The sequence below is a fragment of the Flavobacterium sp. FlaQc-30 genome (genome assembly GCF_044005885.1).
GTDB lineage: Bacteria > Bacteroidota > Bacteroidia > Flavobacteriales > Flavobacteriaceae > Flavobacterium.
The window spans coordinates 63,363-85,306 of the sequence record NZ_JBIPCO010000004.1 but is presented as its reverse complement, the minus strand read 5'-3'; the positions used below and the strand labels follow the sequence as shown (position 1 = coordinate 85,306).

At 32.4% G+C, this 21,944-nt stretch carries 20 protein-coding genes; 6 read left to right on the top strand and 14 right to left on the bottom strand.

Annotated features, from left to right (window positions below):
* Positions 1-28: 28 nt before the first annotated feature.
* A complete protein-coding gene (locus ACHRV0_RS10620; protein WP_395440823.1) occupies positions 29-2,224 on the top strand; it encodes a T9SS type B sorting domain-containing protein in 2,196 nt (731 codons plus the stop codon).
* Positions 2,225-2,261: 37 nt separating this feature from the next.
* Here ACHRV0_RS10620 and folK read toward each other — a convergent pair whose 3' ends face one another.
* Positions 2,262-3,395 (bottom strand): 2-amino-4-hydroxy-6-hydroxymethyldihydropteridine diphosphokinase, encoded by a 1,134-nt coding sequence (gene folK / locus ACHRV0_RS10615; RefSeq protein WP_395440822.1) that lies wholly within the window; start codon positions 3,393-3,395, stop codon positions 2,262-2,264.
* A gap of 58 nt (positions 3,396-3,453) precedes the next feature.
* Positions 3,454-4,644 (bottom strand): carboxypeptidase-like regulatory domain-containing protein, encoded by a 1,191-nt coding sequence (locus tag ACHRV0_RS10610; RefSeq protein ID WP_395440821.1) that lies wholly within the window; start codon positions 4,642-4,644, stop codon positions 3,454-3,456.
* Positions 4,645-4,845: 201 nt separating this feature from the next.
* Here ACHRV0_RS10610 and sppA point away from each other — a divergent pair, with 201 nt between their 5' ends.
* From sppA to ACHRV0_RS10595, 3 genes are all read left to right on the top strand, one after another.
* Entirely contained in the window at positions 4,846-6,603 is a 1,758-nt protein-coding gene (sppA, locus tag ACHRV0_RS10605; RefSeq protein WP_395440820.1) for a signal peptide peptidase SppA, read from the top strand.
* A 14-nt stretch (positions 6,604-6,617) separates the two neighbouring features.
* A complete protein-coding gene (locus ACHRV0_RS10600; protein WP_395440819.1) occupies positions 6,618-7,565 on the top strand; it encodes an alpha/beta hydrolase in 948 nt (315 codons plus the stop codon).
* Positions 7,566-7,734: 169 nt separating this feature from the next.
* The gene (locus tag ACHRV0_RS10595) at positions 7,735-10,335 is read left to right on the top strand and encodes an AsmA-like C-terminal region-containing protein (RefSeq protein ID WP_395440818.1); all 2,601 of its coding nucleotides are present in this window, start codon (positions 7,735-7,737) and stop codon (positions 10,333-10,335) included.
* Positions 10,336-10,388: 53 nt separating this feature from the next.
* Here the strand turns inward: ACHRV0_RS10595 and ACHRV0_RS10590 are convergent, their stop codons facing one another.
* Both ACHRV0_RS10590 and ACHRV0_RS10585 read right to left on the bottom strand, forming a co-directional pair.
* Positions 10,389-11,468, bottom strand: coding sequence for a glycosyltransferase family 9 protein (locus ACHRV0_RS10590; RefSeq protein WP_395440817.1), 1,080 nt, complete (start codon positions 11,466-11,468; stop codon positions 10,389-10,391).
* 259 nt (positions 11,469-11,727) lie between these two features.
* Positions 11,728-12,522: a DUF2797 domain-containing protein gene (locus tag ACHRV0_RS10585; protein ID WP_395440816.1), complete on the bottom strand. Its 795-nt coding sequence runs from the start codon at positions 12,520-12,522 to the stop codon at positions 11,728-11,730.
* Between the two features lie 225 nt (positions 12,523-12,747).
* Between ACHRV0_RS10585 and ACHRV0_RS10580 the strand changes: the two genes are divergently transcribed.
* On the top strand, positions 12,748-14,256 hold the full coding sequence (locus ACHRV0_RS10580) for a GH3 auxin-responsive promoter family protein (protein ID WP_129026103.1): 1,509 nt from the start codon (positions 12,748-12,750) through the stop codon (positions 14,254-14,256).
* 430 nt (positions 14,257-14,686) lie between these two features.
* Here ACHRV0_RS10580 and serB read toward each other — a convergent pair whose 3' ends face one another.
* The 7 genes from serB to ACHRV0_RS10545 all read right to left on the bottom strand — a co-directional run bounded on the left by serB (position 14,687) and on the right by ACHRV0_RS10545 (position 18,859).
* Complete coding sequence (gene serB / locus ACHRV0_RS10575; RefSeq protein WP_129026105.1) at positions 14,687-15,916, bottom strand: phosphoserine phosphatase SerB; 1,230 nt, start codon at positions 15,914-15,916, stop codon at positions 14,687-14,689.
* Between the two features lie 241 nt (positions 15,917-16,157).
* Entirely contained in the window at positions 16,158-16,595 is a 438-nt protein-coding gene (locus tag ACHRV0_RS10570) for a VOC family protein (protein ID WP_395415193.1), read from the bottom strand.
* A 61-nt stretch (positions 16,596-16,656) separates the two neighbouring features.
* Positions 16,657-17,094 (bottom strand): SRPBCC domain-containing protein, encoded by a 438-nt coding sequence (locus ACHRV0_RS10565; protein WP_395440815.1) that lies wholly within the window; start codon positions 17,092-17,094, stop codon positions 16,657-16,659.
* A 2-nt stretch (positions 17,095-17,096) separates the two neighbouring features.
* The gene (locus ACHRV0_RS10560) at positions 17,097-17,504 is read right to left on the bottom strand and encodes a VOC family protein (protein ID WP_129026111.1); all 408 of its coding nucleotides are present in this window, start codon (positions 17,502-17,504) and stop codon (positions 17,097-17,099) included.
* A 90-nt stretch (positions 17,505-17,594) separates the two neighbouring features.
* Positions 17,595-17,999: an SRPBCC family protein gene (locus tag ACHRV0_RS10555; protein ID WP_395440814.1), complete on the bottom strand. Its 405-nt coding sequence runs from the start codon at positions 17,997-17,999 to the stop codon at positions 17,595-17,597.
* A gap of 18 nt (positions 18,000-18,017) precedes the next feature.
* Positions 18,018-18,431 carry an SRPBCC domain-containing protein gene (locus tag ACHRV0_RS10550; RefSeq protein WP_395440813.1) on the bottom strand — a complete coding sequence of 138 codons (414 nt, stop codon included), beginning with the start codon at positions 18,429-18,431 and terminating at the stop codon, positions 18,018-18,020.
* Positions 18,432-18,448: 17 nt separating this feature from the next.
* A complete protein-coding gene (locus tag ACHRV0_RS10545; protein ID WP_395440812.1) occupies positions 18,449-18,859 on the bottom strand; it encodes a VOC family protein in 411 nt (136 codons plus the stop codon).
* A 143-nt stretch (positions 18,860-19,002) separates the two neighbouring features.
* Between ACHRV0_RS10545 and ACHRV0_RS10540 the strand changes: the two genes are divergently transcribed.
* A complete protein-coding gene (locus tag ACHRV0_RS10540) occupies positions 19,003-19,968 on the top strand; it encodes a GlxA family transcriptional regulator (protein WP_395440811.1) in 966 nt (321 codons plus the stop codon).
* Positions 19,969-19,994: 26 nt separating this feature from the next.
* On the opposite strand, the gene ACHRV0_RS10535 is transcribed toward ACHRV0_RS10540, so the two are convergent.
* From ACHRV0_RS10535 to ACHRV0_RS10525, 3 genes are all read right to left on the bottom strand, one after another.
* Complete coding sequence (locus tag ACHRV0_RS10535; protein WP_395440810.1) at positions 19,995-20,594, bottom strand: hypothetical protein; 600 nt, start codon at positions 20,592-20,594, stop codon at positions 19,995-19,997.
* Between the two features lie 174 nt (positions 20,595-20,768).
* Positions 20,769-21,362, bottom strand: coding sequence for a hypothetical protein (locus ACHRV0_RS10530; protein WP_395440809.1), 594 nt, complete (start codon positions 21,360-21,362; stop codon positions 20,769-20,771).
* Between the two features lie 7 nt (positions 21,363-21,369).
* A complete protein-coding gene (locus tag ACHRV0_RS10525) occupies positions 21,370-21,690 on the bottom strand; it encodes a hypothetical protein (protein WP_395440808.1) in 321 nt (106 codons plus the stop codon).
* Positions 21,691-21,944 lie beyond the last annotated feature (254 nt).

Genomic DNA, 21,944 nt, shown 5'->3' with positions numbered 1-21,944 from the left:
ATTCTTATAAAATTGATACTTTTATAAAATGAAAAATGTTAATTTCTTCAAAATAACGCTTTTACTACTTCTTTTAAATGTGGTAAAAACTCATGCAAATGAGAATTTTAAAACTAAAAATAAGTATGCAGACATATGCTTACATGACAGTCTTAAAACGAATAAAAAAAGAAATACAGCCTTAGATTTTGCTATCACACCTCCCGTTATAACTGCAACTGGAAATCAATTTTACTGTCCGCAAAGCACTATAAAAATTGTTGAGACTATTAGCATAACTCACGATCCTGCTGAACCATCAACTCAGGCAGTTTACATTCAAATTTCATCTGGTTATTCAAGTGGTCTTGACAAACTAGAACTTTTAAACCCAGCTTCTCATCCTGCAATTACAACAAGCTGGGATGTAACCGCTGGAAAATTACGATTATACAGTTCAACAGGAGCGAATATCTTATACTCTGATTTTGTTAATGCAATTAAGGATGTTGTATATTCTAATTCCTCAGCTACAGCCTCAGGCACTAGAACTTTTTCTATAACGATTGGTCAAGCCAATTACCTTCCTTCAACACAACATTTTTATTTATTCGTACCAAGTATTGGCATCACGTGGTCGAGTGCAAAAACAGCAGCCGAATCAAGTACTTATTATGGATTACAAGGTTATCTTGCAACTATTTTATCTGCTGACGAAGCTAAATTAATTGGTGAACAAGCCTCTGGAACGGGATGGATTGGAGGAAGCGATGCAGAAACAGAAGGTGTTTGGAAATGGGTTACCGGCCCTGAGGCAGGCACTGTTTTCTGGAACGGAACTGCAAATGGCTCAACACCAAATTTTGCTTTTTGGAACACTGGTGAACCAAACAATCAAGGAAATGAAGATTATGCTCATATTACGCAGCCTGGCGTAGGCATAAGAGGTTCTTGGAACGATTTATCAAATACGGGATCATTAACCACAGGTGATGCTTATCAACCTAAAGGCTATGTTGTTGAATATGGCGGAATGCCTGGAGAGGCTCCTTTACAAATTGCCTCAAGCACAAAAATCACAATTCCTCAAATCACAAGTTTACCTACTCCAAGTCCAGTTTGTGACTCAGGAAACTTTACTTTTAACGCGACTGCAACTGCCGGCGCCACTATTAGCTGGTACGATTCAGCTACAGGTGGAACTTTATTAGGAACAGGAAACAGTTATACAACTCCATCACCAATAACAGTAACTACAACTTATTATGCCGATGCGGGCTGTGAAATAAATAGAAAATCGGTAATTGCAACGGTTAATCAAACTCCAAATATTCCAACTGCTGTTTCTTCGAATGTTTCAAGATGCGGTGTTGGAAGTGTAACTTTGCAAGCCAGTTCAAATATTGGGCTTATTAATTGGTATGCAAACTCAACTGGCGGCACAAGTATTTTTACAGGCAATAGTTTTCAAACTCCTGCTATTTCTACAAATACAACGTATTACGCAGAAGCTTCAAATAACGGTTGCATTAACACGAATCGTATTCCAGTTGCCATTACTATCTACACTCCTCCTGTTGTTACAGATGAAACTTTGCCTTTATGCCAATTTCAAACTATAACATTAGATGCTGGAATTACAGGAATGAGTTATTTATGGTCTAATGGAGCAACAACGCAGACTACGGACATTACTCAAGGCGGTATTTACACTGTTGATGTAAGCAGTCCCGCTCCTGAAAATTGTACAAGCCGAAAGACAATTACGGTTGAAGAACATGAGATTCCACAAATAGATCGAATTGGCGTCAGTGGAACAAAAGTTGTGATTTATCTTAAAAAAGAAACTGCTTATTTTGAATATTCTGTTGATGGAATAAACTTTCAGGACTCAAATACTTTTTATGATGTTCCGGGCGGATTGCAAACGGCGTATACTCGAGATAAAAATAGTTGTGGATTGGATATGCAAAATTTTGTTGTTCTTATTTTTCCAGCATTTTTCACTCCGAACAATGATTCTTATAATGACACTTGGGAAGTTACCGGAATGGAAAATTATCCTGAGGCACAGGTTACTATTTTTGATCGATACGGAAAGTTGATTGCGCAGCTAAATGCATCTAAAATGAGCTGGGACGGAACATTCGACAAAACTCTTTTGCCTGCTTCTGACTATTGGTATGCTTTAAAAATAGATAATACACAACCTATTTTAAGAGGTCATTTTTCGCTGAAAAGATAATTTACTAATTAGAGAATGTGCTAATTAGAAAATTATCTTAATTCAATTTCTTTCTAATTTCGTCTAAAACAAAAAGATAATCTTCTTGTTTTTTTACAAAATCACGATTAGAAACATCAATAATCAAAACATTCAAATCAAACTGGGATTTAATATATTCTAAATAACCATTGTTGATTTTATCTAAATATTCAGCTTCTATATTTTGTTCGTAGCTTCTGCCTCGTTTTTTTATATTTTGAAGAAGTCGTTCTGTATTTTGATATAAATAAACATACAAATCCGGCTTAGGCATTTCTTTGTAGATAATATCAAACAAGTTTCGGTACAAGCGATATTCATCTTCTGCCAATGTAATTTTAGCAAAAATCAGCGATTTAAAAATATGATAATCGGCTACGATAAAGTCTTTGAACAAATCAAACTGTGCCAAATCATCTGACAATTGCTGATAACGATCGGCTAGAAAAGACATTTCGAGCGGGAACGCATATCTGTTTTGGTCTTTATAAAACTTGGGTAAAAACGGATTATCCGCAAAACGCTCTAAAACTGTTTTTGCGTTAAAATCGTCGGCAATTTTATGCACCAAAGTAGTTTTACCTGCACCAATATTACCTTCGAAAGCAATATAATTATAGTTTTCAAGTGCAATTTCCTGCAAAGGATTTTTTAGATCTTGAACTACTGTACAAACGCTGTCATCTGGAGAAACTGCAATTAACTCCGAAATTGATTTCTGAAAAACCGGATGTTTCCAATCCAATTTTAAATCTGATATTGGTAATAAAACAAAATTTCTGTTCTGCATTAATGGGTGCGGAACCTGAAGTTTTTCAGATTCGATAATTTCATCATCATAAATAATCAAATCAACGTCAATAATTCTAGATTGATATCCGTCTTTATTAGATCGAATTCTGCCTAATTGTTTTTCGACTTTTAAAACTTGATTTAATATTTTTTGTGCAGATGAAGCCGTATGCAAAAGTAAAGCGCAATTATAAAAAGCATCGCTCTCAAAACCCCAGGCAGGTGTTTCATACAATTTTGAAACCTTGATTACTGTTCCCACTTCTTGATGTATCAAATTGATACAGCTTTCGATGTTTTCTAACCTGTTTCCTTGATTGCTGCCTATAGATAAAACGACTTGATGCTGTGACTTCATAATAAATGCAAATTAACTAAAACTATTTTAGAATTAACCACATTATTTGTTTCAAGAATTAGAAGTTTCCAACCACTTCAAACTCTTTCTTATTGTCTTTATTTTCTGAAACACGTTTTAAAAATGCATTTAAATCGCTCGTTAGAGGTAATTGGTTTTGACTTTTCCAAAATTGTTCTGAATATGGATATTTTACTTTAAAAATATCTTTATCCATAGATAAATTTGATTTTGCTTTCTCGGCAATAAAACTATTCGTTACAAAAAAATTGGTCGAATAATCATAAAAAGCTTTTGGAACCTTTTCGTTACCAAGCAGCTCTACTCTAACATCTGATTTTGCATTATTTAAATAATATTTATTGGTACTGCTGCTCTTTCTATAATTTGATGTCGTTTTAAAAATCGTTGTTCGATATTCGACATTACCCTTTTTTTGAAACGGCACTTTTTCTCCATCATCATAAAGATCAAAGTGTGTTTCGACAATTGCATAATCTTCCTTATTAATTATAAAATAACCGCTTGTTTTTTGCCCGACAGAATTATCTATTTTTTTACTAAAACTAATTTTAAAAAAATTATTCGCTGCATTTTTTTCCTGTGTAAGTTCGAAGTCTTCCAACTTTATAGATATCATCGCATTGATATCAAATAATTTTTCAAAGCTTTGAAATTCAAAATAAATAAAATCTTCTTTATCCTTAATTCCAACTTTTCTCATATTCAAAATCTCAACTTCACATTTATTATCCGGCTGAGTTTTGGTTTTAAAAATACTTTTTCTTGATACTTTTCCATAAATATCCTGCAGCCTGACTAATTCGTCATTTCTTTTCAAAACACATCGCAGAAAGAAATTTTCATTATAAGGTTCGAGTATATAATTTTCCTTCATTTTAGCATATGCCTTTTTCATTATAGCCATTTCGCCGCCTACTACTACTTCTTCAAGCTCAATTGTTTTGCTTTGTAAAAAAATTGTATCTCGTTTATTTACTTCCTCAAAACTAAGTTTTAGATTTTCATAACCAATCAAGCTAAAATTCAATTCATTATAATCTGTAATAAAAGAAAAATAACCTTCTTCATTTGTTATAGAGTTATCTTTTTGATTATAAACATTTACTTTTTCCAATGGCAGTTTTGTCATTTTATCAACCACCACTTTTTTAGTTTGTACTTTTTGTGCTTCGGCATAAAAACCAACGAGAAAAAAAAGGCTCAACAAGGCAATTTTATCTTTCATATTGCAGTATTTATTTTTATCAAATATAAAATATTCCAACTTCAAACCATACTTATCTTACAAATTATGCTATCTTTAATTAGACGATTAAAAATGTAAAAACTACAAATATTTCGCTGATGCGGATACAAAAGTTAAATCGATTTTAGATTATATTTGTAACAAATCCGTCTTTTTGCTACTTATTAAAAAAATATACATATGAAATTTTTAGGAAATGTAATCGCCACTGTTATTGGTATTTTTGTATTTATTATGATCTTCTTTTTTGGAGTTATTCTAATTGGAGCCATTTTTGGAGGAGAAGACAAGGTTTCTGTAAAAAATGATTCAGTTATAGAATTAAATCTAAAACAAATCAATAATGATTATGCAGGTAAGTATAAAGATCCGTGGGTAACTGTTTTTTCAGAAAAAAAAGGAATTGGTTTAACGGATGTTATTAATGCTATTGAAGCAGCAAAAACAGACAGTAATATTAAGGGAATTTCGATTTTAAATGATGAATCATCTTTAGGATTGGCTCAATATAAAGATTTGAGAAATGCTCTTGAAAGCTTCAAAAAATCAGGAAAATTTGTGTGGGCTTATGCTAATACTTATTCTCAAAAAGAATATTATTTAAATTCTGTTGCCAATACTGTTTATTTGAATCCAGCTGGAGATTTAGATTTTAAAGGACTTTCGTCTGAAGTTATGTTCTTTAAAGATTTTCAGGAAAAATCAGGGATTCATATGGAAGTTATCCGTCACGGAAAATACAAAAGTGCTGTTGAGCCATTTTTAGAAAATAAAATGAGCGATGCAAATAGAGAACAAGTTACTGCACTTTTAAATTCTATTTGGACAACGGTTTGCAGCGATATTTCGAAAAGCAGAAATATTCCTGTTGCGAAATTAAATGAAATAGCAAATGGTTTATTAGCCAGAACTCCTGCAATGGCAAAAGCAGAACGTTTAGTAGACATTGTTGCTTATGAAGATGTTTATCATAATGCCATCAAAAAAGCTTTGAAAGTGACTGGTGATGATGACTATAACAAAATTTCTATTCTAGATTATACTCAAAACAATATTACTACTGCATTAACAAATACTGCTGATAATCAAATTGCGATTATCTATGCTCAAGGCGAAATTATTGGCGGCGAAGGTGATGTCACTGTAATTGGCGAAGGCTCAATGCGTCGTTCGCTGCAAGAAGCTCGAAAAAATGATGATGTAAAAGCTATTGTTCTTAGAATTGACAGTCCGGGCGGAAGCGCTTTAACTTCAGATTTAATTTGGAGAGAAATTGAAATCACTAAAAAGGTAAAACCAGTTGTGGTTTCAATGGGAAATTATGCAGCTTCTGGAGGTTATTATATTGCTTGTAATGCTAATAAGATTTTTGCCGAAAGTAATACGATTACGGGTTCTATAGGTGTTTTTGGAGTATTGCCAAATTTCACGCCGCTGGCTACTAAATTAGGAATTTATACAGAACAGGTTAAAACCCACGAAAATTCAGCAAATTACAGTCCGTTTGTGCCGCTTGATGAAAAATTTAAAGCGTTTACACTTGAAGGAGTTGAACAGATCTACAAAAATTTTGTTACGCATGTTGCCGAAGGTCGAAAAATGACTTTTGCACAAGTTGATTCTATTGCTCAAGGAAGAGTTTGGTCTGGATCTGAGGCTGTAAAAATTGGATTAGTAGACAAAATTGGCGGTCTTAATGACGCAATTGCTGAAGCTGCTAAAATTGCTAAGATCAAAGATTACAGCACACAAAATTATCCTGAGTACGAAAAAACTTTTAGCGATTTAATGGCTAATCTTCCTTTTGCACAATCGAAAGAGGCGTTTATAAAAGAAGAAATTGGAGAAGAAAATTATCTGCTTATTGAGCAAGTTAAAAGGTTTCAAAGACAAAAAGGTGTACAGGCAATGATGCCGTTTGGAATAAACATTAAGTAATACTATTTAAAAAAATGAAAACTATATTTCTCTTTTTTTCCGTTTTATTCTTGACAATTACTAATGCACAAAGTACAAAGCAGCATACTTTTAAAGAAACTAATGTAACTTTAAAAATAAATGTTGATCAGCTGTACGGAACGCTTACTGTTCCTGATGAAGTCAAAAAATGTCAGGTTGCTTTGATAATTGCAGGTTCAGGGCCAACTGACCGAAATGGGAACAATCCGATGATGAAAAATAATTCCTTAAAAATGCTGGCAGAAGCTTTGGCAAAAAACGGAATTGCATCATTACGATTTGACAAAAGAGGAATTGGAGAAAGTAAAGCTTCTGCAATAACAGAATCGAGCTTGGTTTTTGAAAACTATACTGAAGATGTAAAAAGCTGGATTAACTTTTTGAAACTTGACAAACGTTTTACACAACTTACTGTTATTGGTCACAGCGAAGGTTCCTTAATTGGAATGATTGCGGGAGCAAAAGCGAATAAATTTGTTTCTATTGCAGGCGCAGGAGAATCTGCAGATAAACTTATAAAATCTCAAATAGCTTCTAAATCAAATAAGCAATTGGAGGATATGACGTTTCCTATTATTGACAGTTTAAAAAGCGGCAATAAAGTAAATAAAGTTGATCCGCTTCTAAATTCTCTTTTTAGACCAAGCATTCAGCCTTACTTAATTTCATGGTTTAAATATGATCCTCAAACTGAGATTAAAAAATTAACCGTTCCTGTTTTAGTTTTACAAGGAAACAACGATATGCAAGTAGGCGTTAAAGATGCCGAAAGTTTGGCTCAAGCCAATAAAAACTCGCAATTGGCAATCATTGATAAAATGAATCATGTTATGAAAATTATTGACGGCGATAAGCAGGCAAATATGGACAGTTATAATAATGAAACCCTGCCAATTTCGGAGGTGTTGATTGAAAAAATAGTCTCCTTTATTAAAAAATAAATGCAATATCATAAATTTAAATCCGTTTGAAAATTATCAGACGGATTTTTTTTATTTCCGTTTTACAGCTATTTCTTACAGTTTTTAAGAAAACTTTATCGTCTGTCTCATTCAAAAAAACTATTTTTGCAAGAGTCCTAATTTCAAATTAAATCTCAAATCTATAAATATGTTAAAGAAAATTTTAAAAATAAGCGCCATTGTAATTGTGGTTTTTGTTGCCGCATTATTCGCCATTCCTTATTTCTTTAAAGATCAAATCAAAGCAAAAATTGCCGATGCTATAAATGAAAGTGTAGATGCTAAAGTAAGTTTTGCTGATGCTGATTTGAGTTTGTTTAAAAACTTTCCAAATGCAGCGGTAGGAATTGAAAAACTAGTAATCATTAACAAAGCTCCTTTTGAAGGTGATACGCTTGTTTCGCTAGGCGAGTTGAATTTAAAAATGAGCATTAAAGAACTTTTTAAAGGAAAAGATGAACCATTGAACATTCAGGGAATTACTTCTGAAAATGGTTTAGTAAATATCATCTTTAATAAAGACGGCGTAGGAAACTTTGATATTGCTTTGAAAGACAAGAAAGAAACTACTAAGGATAATGCAAGCAAACCACTTTCGTTAAAAATTCAAAATTATAAAATCGAAAATTTCACGTTCAGATACATTGATCAAGGATCAAAAATAAAAATGGTTATTGATAGCTTAAATCATGAAGGAACAGGAGATTTTACCAATTCCAAATTGGATTTAACAACAAAATCAACTGCTAAAGTATCTTTAGATATGGACAAGATCAATTACATGAAAAATGTAAAATTGACTTTAGACGCAGTTTTAGGAATCGATTTAGATCAAAGCAAATACACTTTTAAAGAAAACAAAGCTTTAATTAATCAATTGCCATTAGAGTTTGACGGTTTTATACAAATGGTTGAAGCGGGACAGATTTATGATTTAAAATTTAAAACACCAACCTCATCGTTTACTAATTTCTTAGGTTTAATCCCGTCAGCCTATTCATCAAGTCTTGATGGTGTAAAAACAACGGGAGACTTTACGGTTGCAGGTTTTGCAAAAGGGCAATTAACAGATACTACTGTACCAAAATTTAATATTGCGATCGCGTCAAATAATGCTTCATTTCAATATCCTAACTTGCCAAAATCAGTTCAAAATATTGTAATCGATACTAAAATTATAAATGAAACTGGGATTTTAAATGATACTTATGTTAATCTAGACAAACTATCGTTTAGAATTGATCAGGATGTTTTTAACGCTAAAGCAAATATCAGAAACATTACTGTAAATCCTTTTGTTAATGCGGCTTTAAAAGGAACAATCAACTTGGCTAATCTATCAAAAGCATATCCTATTAAGATGGATAAACCTTTGGCTGGTATTTTAAAAGCGGATGTTACTACACAATTTGATATGGCTTCTGTAGAAAAAAGTCAGTATCAAAACATTAAAAATGCTGGAACAATGAGTTTATCAGGATTTAAATATACTGATGAAAACAATAAATCGATGAATATCAGCACAGCATTAGTTGAGTTCAATCCAAGTACGATTAATTTGAAACAATTTAATGCAACTACTGGAAAAAGTGATCTTGCAATAAATGGTGTTCTTGAAAACTTCTATGGTTTTATGTTCAAAAAACAGGAATTAAAAGGAAACTTTAATATGAGTTCAAATCAATTGGCTGTTGATGATTTTATGACTGCGGGCGAACCTGCAAAAGCAGAAACAAAAACTGCAGCAAAACCAGCAGAGGCAATGAAAATTCCAGCTTTTTTAAACTGTACTTTGAATGCAAAAGCAACAACTGTTTTATACGACAATTTGAAGCTTAAAGATGTTTCTGGAAAATTAATCATCAAAGATGAAAAAGCTTTATTGGAAAACTTTAAAACATCAATTTTTGGCGGAACAATTGGTTTAACCGGTGCTGTTTCGACTAAAACTAAAGTTCCCACATTTGATATGAATTTAGGCTTTAACCAAGTTGATATTGCGCAGACTTTTACGCAATTGGACATGATGAAAAAAATTGCTCCAATTGCAGGAATCATAAATGGAAAATTAAATTCGACTGTAAAACTAAACGGTAATCTTGATGCCAATGAACTTACTCCAGATCTAAAATCAATTTCAGGCGATTTATTAGGGCAGCTGCTTTCGACTACTGTAAACTCTAAAAACTCTACTTTATTGAATGCTTTAGGTTCAAACATCAAATTTATTGACATGAATAAAGTCAATTTGAATGATATTAAAGCGGCTTTGACTTTTGATAATGGAAAAGTAAACGTAAAACCGTTTGATATTAAATATCAAGACATAAAAATTACGGTTGGCGGAACTCATGGTTTTGATCAAACGATGAACTACAATTTAAAACTTGATGTTCCTGCTAAATATTTAGGAAATGAAGCAAATGCTTTTATTGCTAAAATGTCTCCTGCAGATGCTGCAAAACTGCAAAACATACCAATAAACGCAATAATTACTGGTAATTTTTCTAATCCAAAAATTACTACTGATATGAAAACTGCGGTTTCTAGTTTAGCCACACAAGTAGCAAATCAGCAGAAAGAAAAGCTGACGCAAAAGGGTACTGCTGCTTTGACTGATTTAATCAATAAAAACACGAAAGCAAAAGATACGACTCAGGCTGCGAAAACTGAAAAAGAACAAAAAACTCAAGAGGTTACTAAAAAAGCCAGCGACTTATTGAATGGATTATTTAAGAAGAAAAATTAAACCCAAAAAAAAAGCATCCTGTTAAACGGATGCTTTTTTTTGATCTATAGTTTTTAAATAGCTTTCGAAAAGATATTTAATTTACCATTGTTTAGAATTGAATTAATGGTTTTTATATAATCCTTTTTAGAATACAAATTGACATCTATGCCTACACTGCAATTATCATAAGGCTCGTATTTTTGTATGTTTGAAACAGAAAATAAACCAATTGTAGGTGTTTGAACTGCACTTGCTAAATGCATAATTCCGCTGTCAGCACCAATAAACAAATCCGCATTTGCAATAACCGAGCCTATTTCGCGAATATCTTTACTATAAAATGTCGGCGCTTTAAAATCAATCTGCGAAACGTTTTCTACTGGCAGAATTTCAACAATATTATAGTCTTTATATTCTGCGGTAAGCTGCGAATAAAAAGATTCCCACCACTCTACAGATAAACATTTTGCACCAGTTGCATAAGTAAATATGCAAATTGTTCTTTTGGCATTAGAAACTAAATCATTTAGAATTTCTTTGCCTTCAGCAATTTCAGGAGAAGATAATTTAAGGTCTATTGGAGCTATTATTTTGTTGCTTTTTGCAAATCCTAGTTTTGTTAGATAATATCGGAAATTATAAACAGGATATTTTGCAATATGATTGTAGTCGCTTTTTACAAGTTGAGATTCTTCTAATAAATCTCCAAAGAATTTGTATTTAGCATTTGAGAACTGGACCGCTAAACGTCCTGAAGAAGAATTTTGATCGACGTTGATCGCAATATCGTATTTTCGTCTTTTTATCGAAATCCAAACATTTAGGTATTTCAACAAACTTTTGAATGGCTTTTTGGGTAAATCAATAACTTTATCGATACAGTCATAATTCTCAAAAATTACCGGAGCTAAAGTTCCCTTAACAAACAAATCGACTTTACAATTTGGAAACATTTCGCTTACTTCTTGAACAAGCGGAGTAATCAATAAAAGGTTTCCTAATCTGGCATTTGGTCTGCAGACTAAAACCCTTTTTATCTCCATTTTGTCTACTAAAACAAAACCGGGATCTTCCTTTGGTTTTCCAATATTTTTAGTCAGACCTCGCATTATACTACGCCTGTATTGATTTACTTTTGTTAGAACACTCATCTGTATCGAATAATTTATGAATTATTAAATCGCTCTTAATTTTAGAATAAAACCTCTAATGACTTGTTTCCAAATCTAGGTTCTTTATTTTTCTAAAAATAAATTCTTTCAATAAGCATTTATTACAAAATTGTAACCAAATGTATCAATATTTGCATCTTTATGTCTTTGGAAAGAGACATAAAAATACAATATTAATTTCATAAACGACAAAATACTAGATAGTTACGCAATAAAAATCGACAGATAGGTAAATTCCCTAGACGTTTATATTGACCACATATCCTTCAGAACTGCGGATATTAAAGACAGTTCCGTTTTCAAAAATTAAATACTGACCTTTAATTCCAATTAGTTTTCCTTGAAATGAAGGTGTTTTATCCAGATTCAAACTTGCTACTTTTGATGGGTAATTTAAAACGGGATAGTTTAACTCATAAACATCGTTTTTCTCGCTGTAAAAGTAATCTTTAACCTCAGCAGGGATTAGGTTTTCTACTTTTGCTTTTTCAAGAATCAAATCACAAGATTCTGCGGTACTCTGCAGCATCTTTCTCCAATTTGTTTTATCAGCATAATGATCTTTTAATGCAACCTCAGTAATTCCTGCCAAATAACGATTTGGAACTTCAACAATTGTAATTGCCTGCGTTGCTCCTTGATCAATCCATCGGGTAGGAACTTGCGTTTTACGCGTTACTCCTACTTTTATCTCGCTCGACAATGCCAGATAAACAATATGCGGCTGCAATTGTACTTTTTGTTCGTATTCTAAATCTCGATCAGCAACTCCTAAATGCGCCGTACTCAATTCTGGTCTCATGATCCAGTCGCCCACAGCTGGACTTGAATAAAAACACTCGTAACAAAAACCCTGTCTGTAGATTTTTTTCTTTTTATGGCAATTCAAACATTCATAACCTGCAAAATTAATCTCAATCTCTTTATTCAATAACTGATTAACGTTGATAAAACTGTCCTCAAAAACCAAATAATATTGAATTGGGTTTCCTAGTTCAGTCTGCATTTTTGTAAGTACGCCTTGATATTGCATTTAATTTTAGGTTTTAGATTGCTGATTTAAAAATTTTAGATTCAGTTCTGAGAAGTTCGGCTTTTGAAGTAGAATCTTTGCCTTAAATAGAATTGTTTTTTGCAAAAAAACACTATTTTTGATACAACGGCAAAGTTAATATTTGTCTGTCGATATTCAAATTTTAAGTTTCGTGTTTTTTACGTCAATCTGTAAAGACTAACATCTAAAATCTAAAATTCACTCATGCCCTTATCCATTATAAATTCTTTCGCTTCTTGGGTCCTGAAACAAAGGATACATCAAATAGAACTTTTTCTAAAATATCCAAATGAAGTTCAAGAAGAACTCTTGCATAATTTATTGACAGCATCAGAAAATACAGTTGTAGGAAGACAGTATGACTTTGCTTCTATAAATTCTTATCAAACTTTTGCAGAAAGGGTTCCTATTTCAAGTTACGAAGAGCTGCAGCCTTTGATTGAACGCACACGTCAGGGTGAACAAGGTGTTTTTTGGGAATCACCGATTAAATGGTTTGCCAAATCGAGTGGCACTACTAATGCGAAAAGTAAATTTATCCCTGTTAGTAATGAAGCTTTAGAAGATTGTCATTATAAAGGGAGCAAAGATTTACTTTGTTTGTATTTGAATAATAATGAGGATTCTGAATTGTTTCTTGGAAAAAGTCTTCGCTTAGGCGGAAGTTCTCAGATTTATGAAAACAACAATACTTTCTTTGGAGATTTATCGGCCATTTTGATCGAGAATATGCCTATTTGGGCAGAATTCAGCAGTACACCAAGCAGTAAAACTTCGTTAATGAGCGAATGGGAAACTAAAATCGCTGCGATTATAAATGAAACGAAAAATGAAAATGTAACGAGTTTTGCTGGAGTTCCTTCGTGGATGCTGGTTTTAATGAACAAAGTTTTAGAAAATACGGGCAAGCAAAGTTTATTAGAACTTTGGCCGAATCTTGAGGTATATTTTCACGGAGGCGTAAGTTTCTCTCCTTACAGAGAACAATACAAGAAAATTTTGCCGAGTAAAGATTTTAAATATTACGAAATTTACAATGCTTCTGAAGGCTTTTTTGCGATTCAGGATTTAAACAATTCCAGCGATTTATTATTGATGCTCGATTACGGAATTTTCTACGAGTTTATTCCAATGGAGACTTTTGGAACTCCAAATCAAAAAGTAATTCGTTTAGCTGATGTGGAATTGAATAAAAACTACGCTATTGTTATTACAACCAATTCTGGTTTATGGCGCTATTTAATTGGTGATACGGTTCGTTTTACTTCTTTAAATCCTTATAGAATAAGAGTTACTGGAAGAACAAAACATCATATTAATGTTTTTGGCGAAGAATTAATGGTCGAAAACACAGATCAAGCGATTGCAAAAGCCTGTCAAATTACACATACTGAAGTTATCGATTATACGGTTGCTCCTATTTTTATGCAAGACAAAGAAAAAGGCGCACATGAATGGATGATCGAATTCAAGAAAAAACCTGCTGATGTTGGTCTTTTCCAAAAAGTGCTGGATGAAACGCTGCAAACTTTAAACTCTGATTACGAAGCGAAACGCTACAATAATATGACATTAAATCCTTTGGTGATTAATGTAGCTCGCGAAAACTTATTTTATGACTGGCTAAAGGAACGTGATAAACTTGGCGGGCAGCATAAGATTCCGAGACTTTCAAATCAGAGAGATTATTTGGAGCAGTTGAAGGAGATGTAGGATTTAAGGCTTGCCACGAATTTCACTAATTAGCACGAATTTTAATATCTATTTTTCCATAGCCACTAGCTTTAGCTAGTGGTATAAATGCATCTTTTCTTGGCTTTAGCCAAAAATCTATTCCAATCAATACTCCTCCAGCTAAAGCAGGAGGCAATTCATAATAAAAATACTTTTTAAAACTTGTCTTTTCTCTTAAAGATTAATTCCACTAAGTCGCATGAGGACTATCCGTTCCAGAGGGACTTGCCCATAAAAAAACCTTAGCTTTTATTGAAAAACTAAGGTTTGTTTGTTTGTTTTATTTAGGTTCTATTTGTCATTTCGACGTAAGGAGAAATCACACACAATAATCGACAAAGATTGACAATTCACTTTATGGAGTTTCGATTGTAATTTCTCCTTACGTCGAAATGACAAACTGTTTTATTTACATCATATCAATATATCGATCATGGTATCCTAAAAGATATAAAACTCCGTCAAGTCCTAAACTTGAAATTGATGTTGAAGCGCTTTCTTTTACTTTTGGTTTTGCGTGAAAAGCAATTCCTAAACCAGCTAAATTAAGCATTGGTAAATCGTTTGCTCCGTCTCCAACCGCAATGGTTTGGTTGATGTGAATGCCTTCTTTTTCGGCAATTGCTTTTAGGTATTCCGCTTTCTTTTGTCCGTCTACAATATCGCCTAAATATTTACCGGTTAATTTACCGTCTTTAATCTCTAATTGATTGGCATGAACATAATCGATTCCGAGTTCTTTTTGAAGATAATCTCCAAAATAGGTGAATCCTCCAGAAAGAATTGCGGTTTTATAGCCGTAATATTTTAGGGCTTTCATCAAACGATGTGCTCCTTGTGTAATTGGTAAATTTACAGCAACATTATGCAAAACTTCTTCGCTCAAACCTTCTAACAAAGCCATGCGTTGTTTGAAGCTTTCGTTGAAATCAATTTCGCCATTCATTGCCGATTCTGTGATTGCTCTTACTTGAGGCCCTACTCCATTCAACTCTGCCAATTCGTCAATAACTTCTGTCTGAATTAAAGTTGAATCCATATCAAAGCAAACTAAACGACGGTTTCGTCTGTAAATATTATCTTCTTGAAAAGATATGTCTACGTTTAAGGTTCTGGAAATTTCCATGAAACTTGCTGTCATGGCAATCTTATCGACAATATCTCCTGTTAGGGACAATTGTATACAAGATCTTGGGTATTCTTCTTTTTCGACAACAGAAGTTCTTCCTGTTAATCTTATTATAGAAACGATATTTAAATTTTGATCGGATAAAAGTTTTGCTACGGCAGCCAATTGCGACGCAGCCAATTTTTCTCCTAAAATATTAATGATATAACGCTGTTTTGATTGTGTTTTTACCCACTTTTCGTAATCTTCAAGTGAAATTGGAATAAACTTTACTTTCACTTCTAATTCATAAGCTTTAAACAGCAAATCTTTCAAAACTGGGCCAGAAGTAGAACCTGCTTCGATCTCAAACAAAATTCCTAAAGAAAGCGTATCATGAATATCGGCTTGCCCAATATCTAGAATAACAGCATCATAAGCCGCTAATACCGCTGTTAAACCAGCTGTAACTCCTGGTTTATCATGTCCTGAAACTTTTAATAAAATAATTTCTTTATTCTCTATTGCCATGTTATCTGAATTGATTTTACGAAGCGACAAAAATCGACAATCTCTTGATGATAAAAAAGAATAACAGTTATTTTTTTACAGCAAAAAAGCACATAATAATGTGCTTTTTTGAGTAATTTAACAATTATGTTCCGCTATTAAAATAACGTAACATAATTTAAATTTGATTTTTTTTCAGCTTCGAATTCGTATTTTTTTAAGCACTATGCTTACACAATTCGTGAATTCACAGTGATAAAAATTATTTTGGACTTTGGTCGAAGTTTACCATCCAATTGATGCCAAATTTGTCCGTGAACATTCCGAAATAAGCGCCCCAAAATGTTTTATCCATTGGCATAAAAACGTTCCCGCCTTCTGAAAGTCCGTTAAAAATTCGATCTGCTTCTTCTGTACTTTCGACATTAACCGAAACAGAAAAATTTCCTCCAAATTTCACATCGCCTGATTGTTCAGTGCTGTCGCTTCCCATTAAGATGGTATTCCCAATAGGCAGTGAAACGTGCATGATACGGTTGGCTTCTTTTTCTGAAACTTGAGTACAGCCGCCATCTTCAGCAGCAGGCATGTCTTTAAATTTTCCAATGTATGGAAATTCTCCGCCAAATACGGATTTGTAATGTAGAAATGCTTCTTCGCAATTTCCATTAAAAACTAAATAAGGATTTACTGTTGTCATGATTTTTTTTTGTTTTTTGTTTGTTACTATTCTTTGTTCTAATTGATTTTGTTATTGTAATTTATATCTCCGAAATTTCTTTAACGACTTCTAAACCTCTTGGAAAAACTTCTTTAAAATAATCGACAAATTTTTCGCCCGAGTCGACCTGCGCAATCAAATCTGTAAATTCATCATCTTGAATTAATCTGTAAGTTTCCATTGCCCCGCTCCATTTTTTGGTTTCTTCATTGAGAGGCTGTTCTTTAAAATCTTTTATTTCGCCTATATGCTTAAAAGCCATATATTCGTTTGGTGTTTTTGTTTCGATTATACTATACATTCCTTCTCCGTTTGGTGACATAAAATGTATTTTGTCCCCTTCGTTCCAGTCGCTTATAGTATGAGATCCTTCGCAAAAAACACTAGTCCATTTTTTATACGTTTCTTCATCCCATAAAACACTCCAAACCTTTTCGGCTGGAGCTTTAATTCGTATTTTAAATTCTAAGGTTTCCATAATTAAGATAATTTAGCAAAATCCATAAATAAAACATTCCATCGATGACCGTCTGTATCAGCAAAACCGAAGCCATACATCCAACCTTGACTTTCAGCGGGCGGAGCAAAAATAGTACCGCCGGCATCTTGCACTTTTTGGGCTAGTTCATCGACTTCTTCTTTGCTTTCGGCATCAATCGAAATCAAAACTTCTGAGCTTAATTTTGTATCTGTTAAACTGTTCTGAGAAAAACTCGCAAAAAGCGATTCTTCAAAAAGCATTACCACAAATTTCCCTTCACCAACAACCATACAGGTCGAACTTGGCGTATCATGTTCTTCATTAAAAGAGAATCCTATTTTCGAAAAAAAAGCTTTTGAAACTGCCACCTCTTTCACTGGCAGATTCAGCCATATTTGCTTTGTCATTTTTTGATGTTTTTCGTTAAACTTATTTTTTAAGATGCTAAGTTTTTCTTTGAACCTTTGCTTCTCTGCAACTTTGTTCCTTAAAAAAAATTAATTGTTCTCTACATATCTTTTAAAGTTATCCAAAATGGCCTGCCACCCGCCACGCTGCATTTCTTCTGGATTTTGAGTTTCTGGATCAAAACTTTCAATTATTTCTACCCCATTCTCCGTTTCCTTAAAAGTAATTTCAACTTTTCTGCCGTCAGCCATTATGTATTCAATATTTTTATTTGGCTGCACCAATGTATATTCACCTTCAAAATCAAAACTCATACTGCCATCTTTTGCTGCCATAGTCGATTTGAACTTTCCTCCTTCTTGCAAATCATTTTCGGCATAAGGCGTATGCCAATCTGGAGAGGCAAAACTCCATTTTGTAATATGTTCCGGCAAAGTCCAAAAATCCCAAACCTTGTTTATTGATGCATTGACTGTATTTTGTACTGTTATCATTATTTATATTTTTTAAGATTATTGTTGTTCAATGTTTTCTACATATTTTTTAAAATTGTTAATTACAGCCTGACACCATTGTTTCTGCATGCTTTCAGAATCTTCTTTTGCGGGCTCAAATACTTCTGTTAATTTTACCCTGCCGCCATAATCTTCAAAATGAACGCTTCCTGTTCTGTTATCTAAAAGCTTATATTCTATTAATCTAAATTTTTCTATTTTGGTATATTCACCTTCAAAATCAAAACCTGCGCTTTTATCTTTAGCCTCCATTTTATATTTAAATTTACCTTTTACCTCTAAATCATTTTCTGCTTGAGGTGTATGCCAGCTGTCAAAAGCATAATTCCAGTTTTGTATGTGTTTTGGAGAAATCCAAAAATCCCATACTTTCTCTATAGATGCATTAATTGTATTTTGAACTGTGATCATTTTTTTCCTTTTAAAAATTACATCTGCTCTGGAATTTGAGTTTCATCCATAAAGAAAACTTCCCAATGATGTCCGTCTAAATCTAAAAAAGTTCTTTGATACATCCATCCATAATCGCTTGCTTTTTGATAATCTGTTCCTCCGGCTTTAACTGCTTTGTCTATTATTTCGTCGACCTCCATACGTGTTTCAACAGAAATAGAAATAAGAACTTCGCTGGTTGTATTTGAATCACAAATCTGTTTATCGGTAAACGTTTTATAAAACTCCTCAAGCAAAAGCATTACATTTATGTTTTTACCAATAACAATACAGGCTCCCTTTTCATTTGTAAATTTCAAATTGGTAGAAAACCCCAATTCATTAAAAAATGAAATTGCTCTTTTTAAATCTTTTACAGCAAGATTTATATAAATTTTTGTCTCCATAATATCTAAAGTTACAAATTATTTAAAGCAAATTTAGAATATTACTATCGGCTTTAGGATACAATAAAAGTCAACTTTAGGGGCATTTGAGACATTTTACTTACATTTGTTACATCATTAATCTTCCAAAAAACCACAGAATCATGAGCACAAGAGTAGGTTTAATCGTTCCTCACGAGTATAAATTGTTGAGTATTGCTGCAATTTTAGAAGTATTTGAAACGGCAAATAAATTAAGTAAGGAAACCGAAAAACCATTTGACATTATGGTTTTTCAATCAGCAGAACAAATTAATCAAGGTGTTTTGTTTGGATATGAAACCAACTCGATTGAAACTTCAAACAAAGTTTTAGATTTGATTTTGATTCCCGCTTTCACTACTGATGATATGAGCGGAATGATCGCAAAAAACAAAAACTTTATTCCATGGTTAAAAAAACAGCATCAATCTGGAGCTGAACTGGCGAGCTTTTGCACAGGAGCATTTTTGTTTGCTGCATCAGGATTATTAAACGAAAAACTGGCTACTACTCATGTTGATGCCTGCAGTGCTTTTACAAAAGCTTTTCCGATGGTAAAATTAAAACCAGAAGAAACTTTAACTGCTGATGGCAGTTTGTATACAAGCGGCGGTTCGACCTCAACATTTCATTTGCTGATTCTTTTAGTTCAGAAATATTGCGGCAATGAAATTGCGGTACAAATTGCCAAGATTTTCTCGATTGATTTAAATCGATATAAACAAAGTTATTTCAGCACTTTTAGGCCGAATCATTTGCATAATGATACTTTGGTTGCCATGTTACAACATAAAATTGAAAGCCAATACCACAGCATAGAAAAACTGGAAGAAATCACAAAAGACATTCCCACGAGTGCCAGAAACATGACGCGTCGTTTTAAACAAGTTACCGGAATTCCGCCAATTGAGTATCTACAAAACATTCGAGTTGAAAGCTCTAAAAAATATCTTGAACAAACGCAGCTTTCTATTTCAGAAATTATAGAAAAAACAGGGTATAATGACCCGAAAGCCTTTAGAAAGGTATTTTATAAAATGGTTGGAATGAAACCTATTGAATATCGAGAAAAGTTTAGGGTGCAATAGTTTTTAAAAGCAGAATTGAAGAACTCTTAATTACCATGTTCATCTCGATGAATAATGTGATTATTGAAAAAAGCATTAAACATTTTAAATTCACCTAAATATGAATCTTGAAAACTAATATCTTCAAATTTAGTGTTTAATATTTCATTTGGAAATTTTGAATAAAATAACTTTTTTTCAACTATATTTTCTACTTCTAAAACCAAATCCTTAATTTTTCTTGGATCTAAATTTTCCTTTTCCAATTCTTCAATTTTAGATCTTGGTATGATCATTTGTTTTTTATGAACCAAAACATTAATTACGTAATAAGGAATCAATATACTCAAATATAAGGTAATAGAACACAATTCTCCTCCCTCAACGACATTCAAAAAAAAAGTATAACATCGATCCTGATTATCAAGTCTAGAAAAATCTTGAAAATCTTTTAGAACAGAATCTTTAGCAAATTCAGCTTTAATATTGTTTCGAATTTCCCGATTGCTATCTGAATCAAAAAAATCAATTAACGACTGTAATCTTTTATACTCTACAGTTTCAAAATATAACTCTTTTTGAGTCCAAGGACATATGTTTTTAGGATAATATAGATGAGCTAACTTTTTCAAAACTTCAGTTATCATAATTTACGGTAAAAGATTAAGTATCAAATATATTATTTTAAGTAAAGAAAGAAAAATATGACTTAAGAATATTCAACAAAAAAACTGTTCAAATAAATGAACAGGTGTAGTAACTAATTTTTGTAGGAGTAACATTAAATCCCGAAGAAACTTAAGTACACCACAAATTCAATCCTACAAACATCCACTGCAACTATAATCAGTTATTTTTTCAACTAGTATCCATTTATTTCCCTCTTTTTTCATTACAACAACAATTTGAGGTTTACTACTATATAAAGAGTTATCAATATGATAAAAGAACATTACATATCTTTTTTTATAATAATAAATTGGTTCAGATAAAACAATTACATTTTCGACATCTTTTAGATCTGGATATTTTTTTGAAAAAACATTCGTAAAAAGCTGACTTCGATTTCCTTCTACAAATCTAAATTCAGGAAAGTCATCATTTTTCCAATATTTTTTAATAGTATCTGGAGAATATTTCGAATATAGTTTCCGCCAATGTTTTTCATTAAATAATTTACTTGTATAATCTGTTTTATTTGGATATACATTATGTTTATCCCCTTCTCCTCTATTAAAAATTCTTAAAATCTGACTACTACTTTCCTTCATCCTTAGTATATAGTTTTTCTTACTAGAAACATTCTCTAATTCTAAAAAAGTATTTATCGGTTCATTACTTTTAAAATGTAAGGAGGCACAGGATAGAAGAAAAAACGAAAAAACTAGAAACATTATTTTTTTTAAATTTTCCATAAAACTTTTATTTTACGCATGGGATTCCTGTCGGAGTTAAAACACCTCTTAATTCAGCATTTTTTTCTGAATAAAATCTATTTATTATTCTCTCTCTATCATTATAACATACTGAACTCGGATCATTTGGATATAATCTATTAAACTCACTAGTGCCAAAAAGACCAGACCACGCCAAATCTGTATATATCTCAGAGGCAAAACCTAAAGGCACACTTTTTTTTGTATGAAATTCTTGAATCGTTGCTGCTATTACTGCTACATATTTTTTCGCAATTACTTCATGATGCTCACTTGGCATTTTGCTTTTATCTTTATCAATTTCCATGCTTTTCATTAATCATAAAAATGAATATTTCACCTCCTTTTCTTTTTTATTAACACAATTACACAAATTGACGATATTATAAAAGTCAAAAAAAGAAATAAAAACAAAAAATCGATTCTTTTATAATTAGTTATTAAACTAGGTATCTGTGTTATTAATAAACCTAAAAAGCAAAAAGACAAAATTTTATTGACTTTGCTAATAAGAAAAACAATTAAAGTTGCCAATATAGGCAAAACAAGAAATCCTTGCCA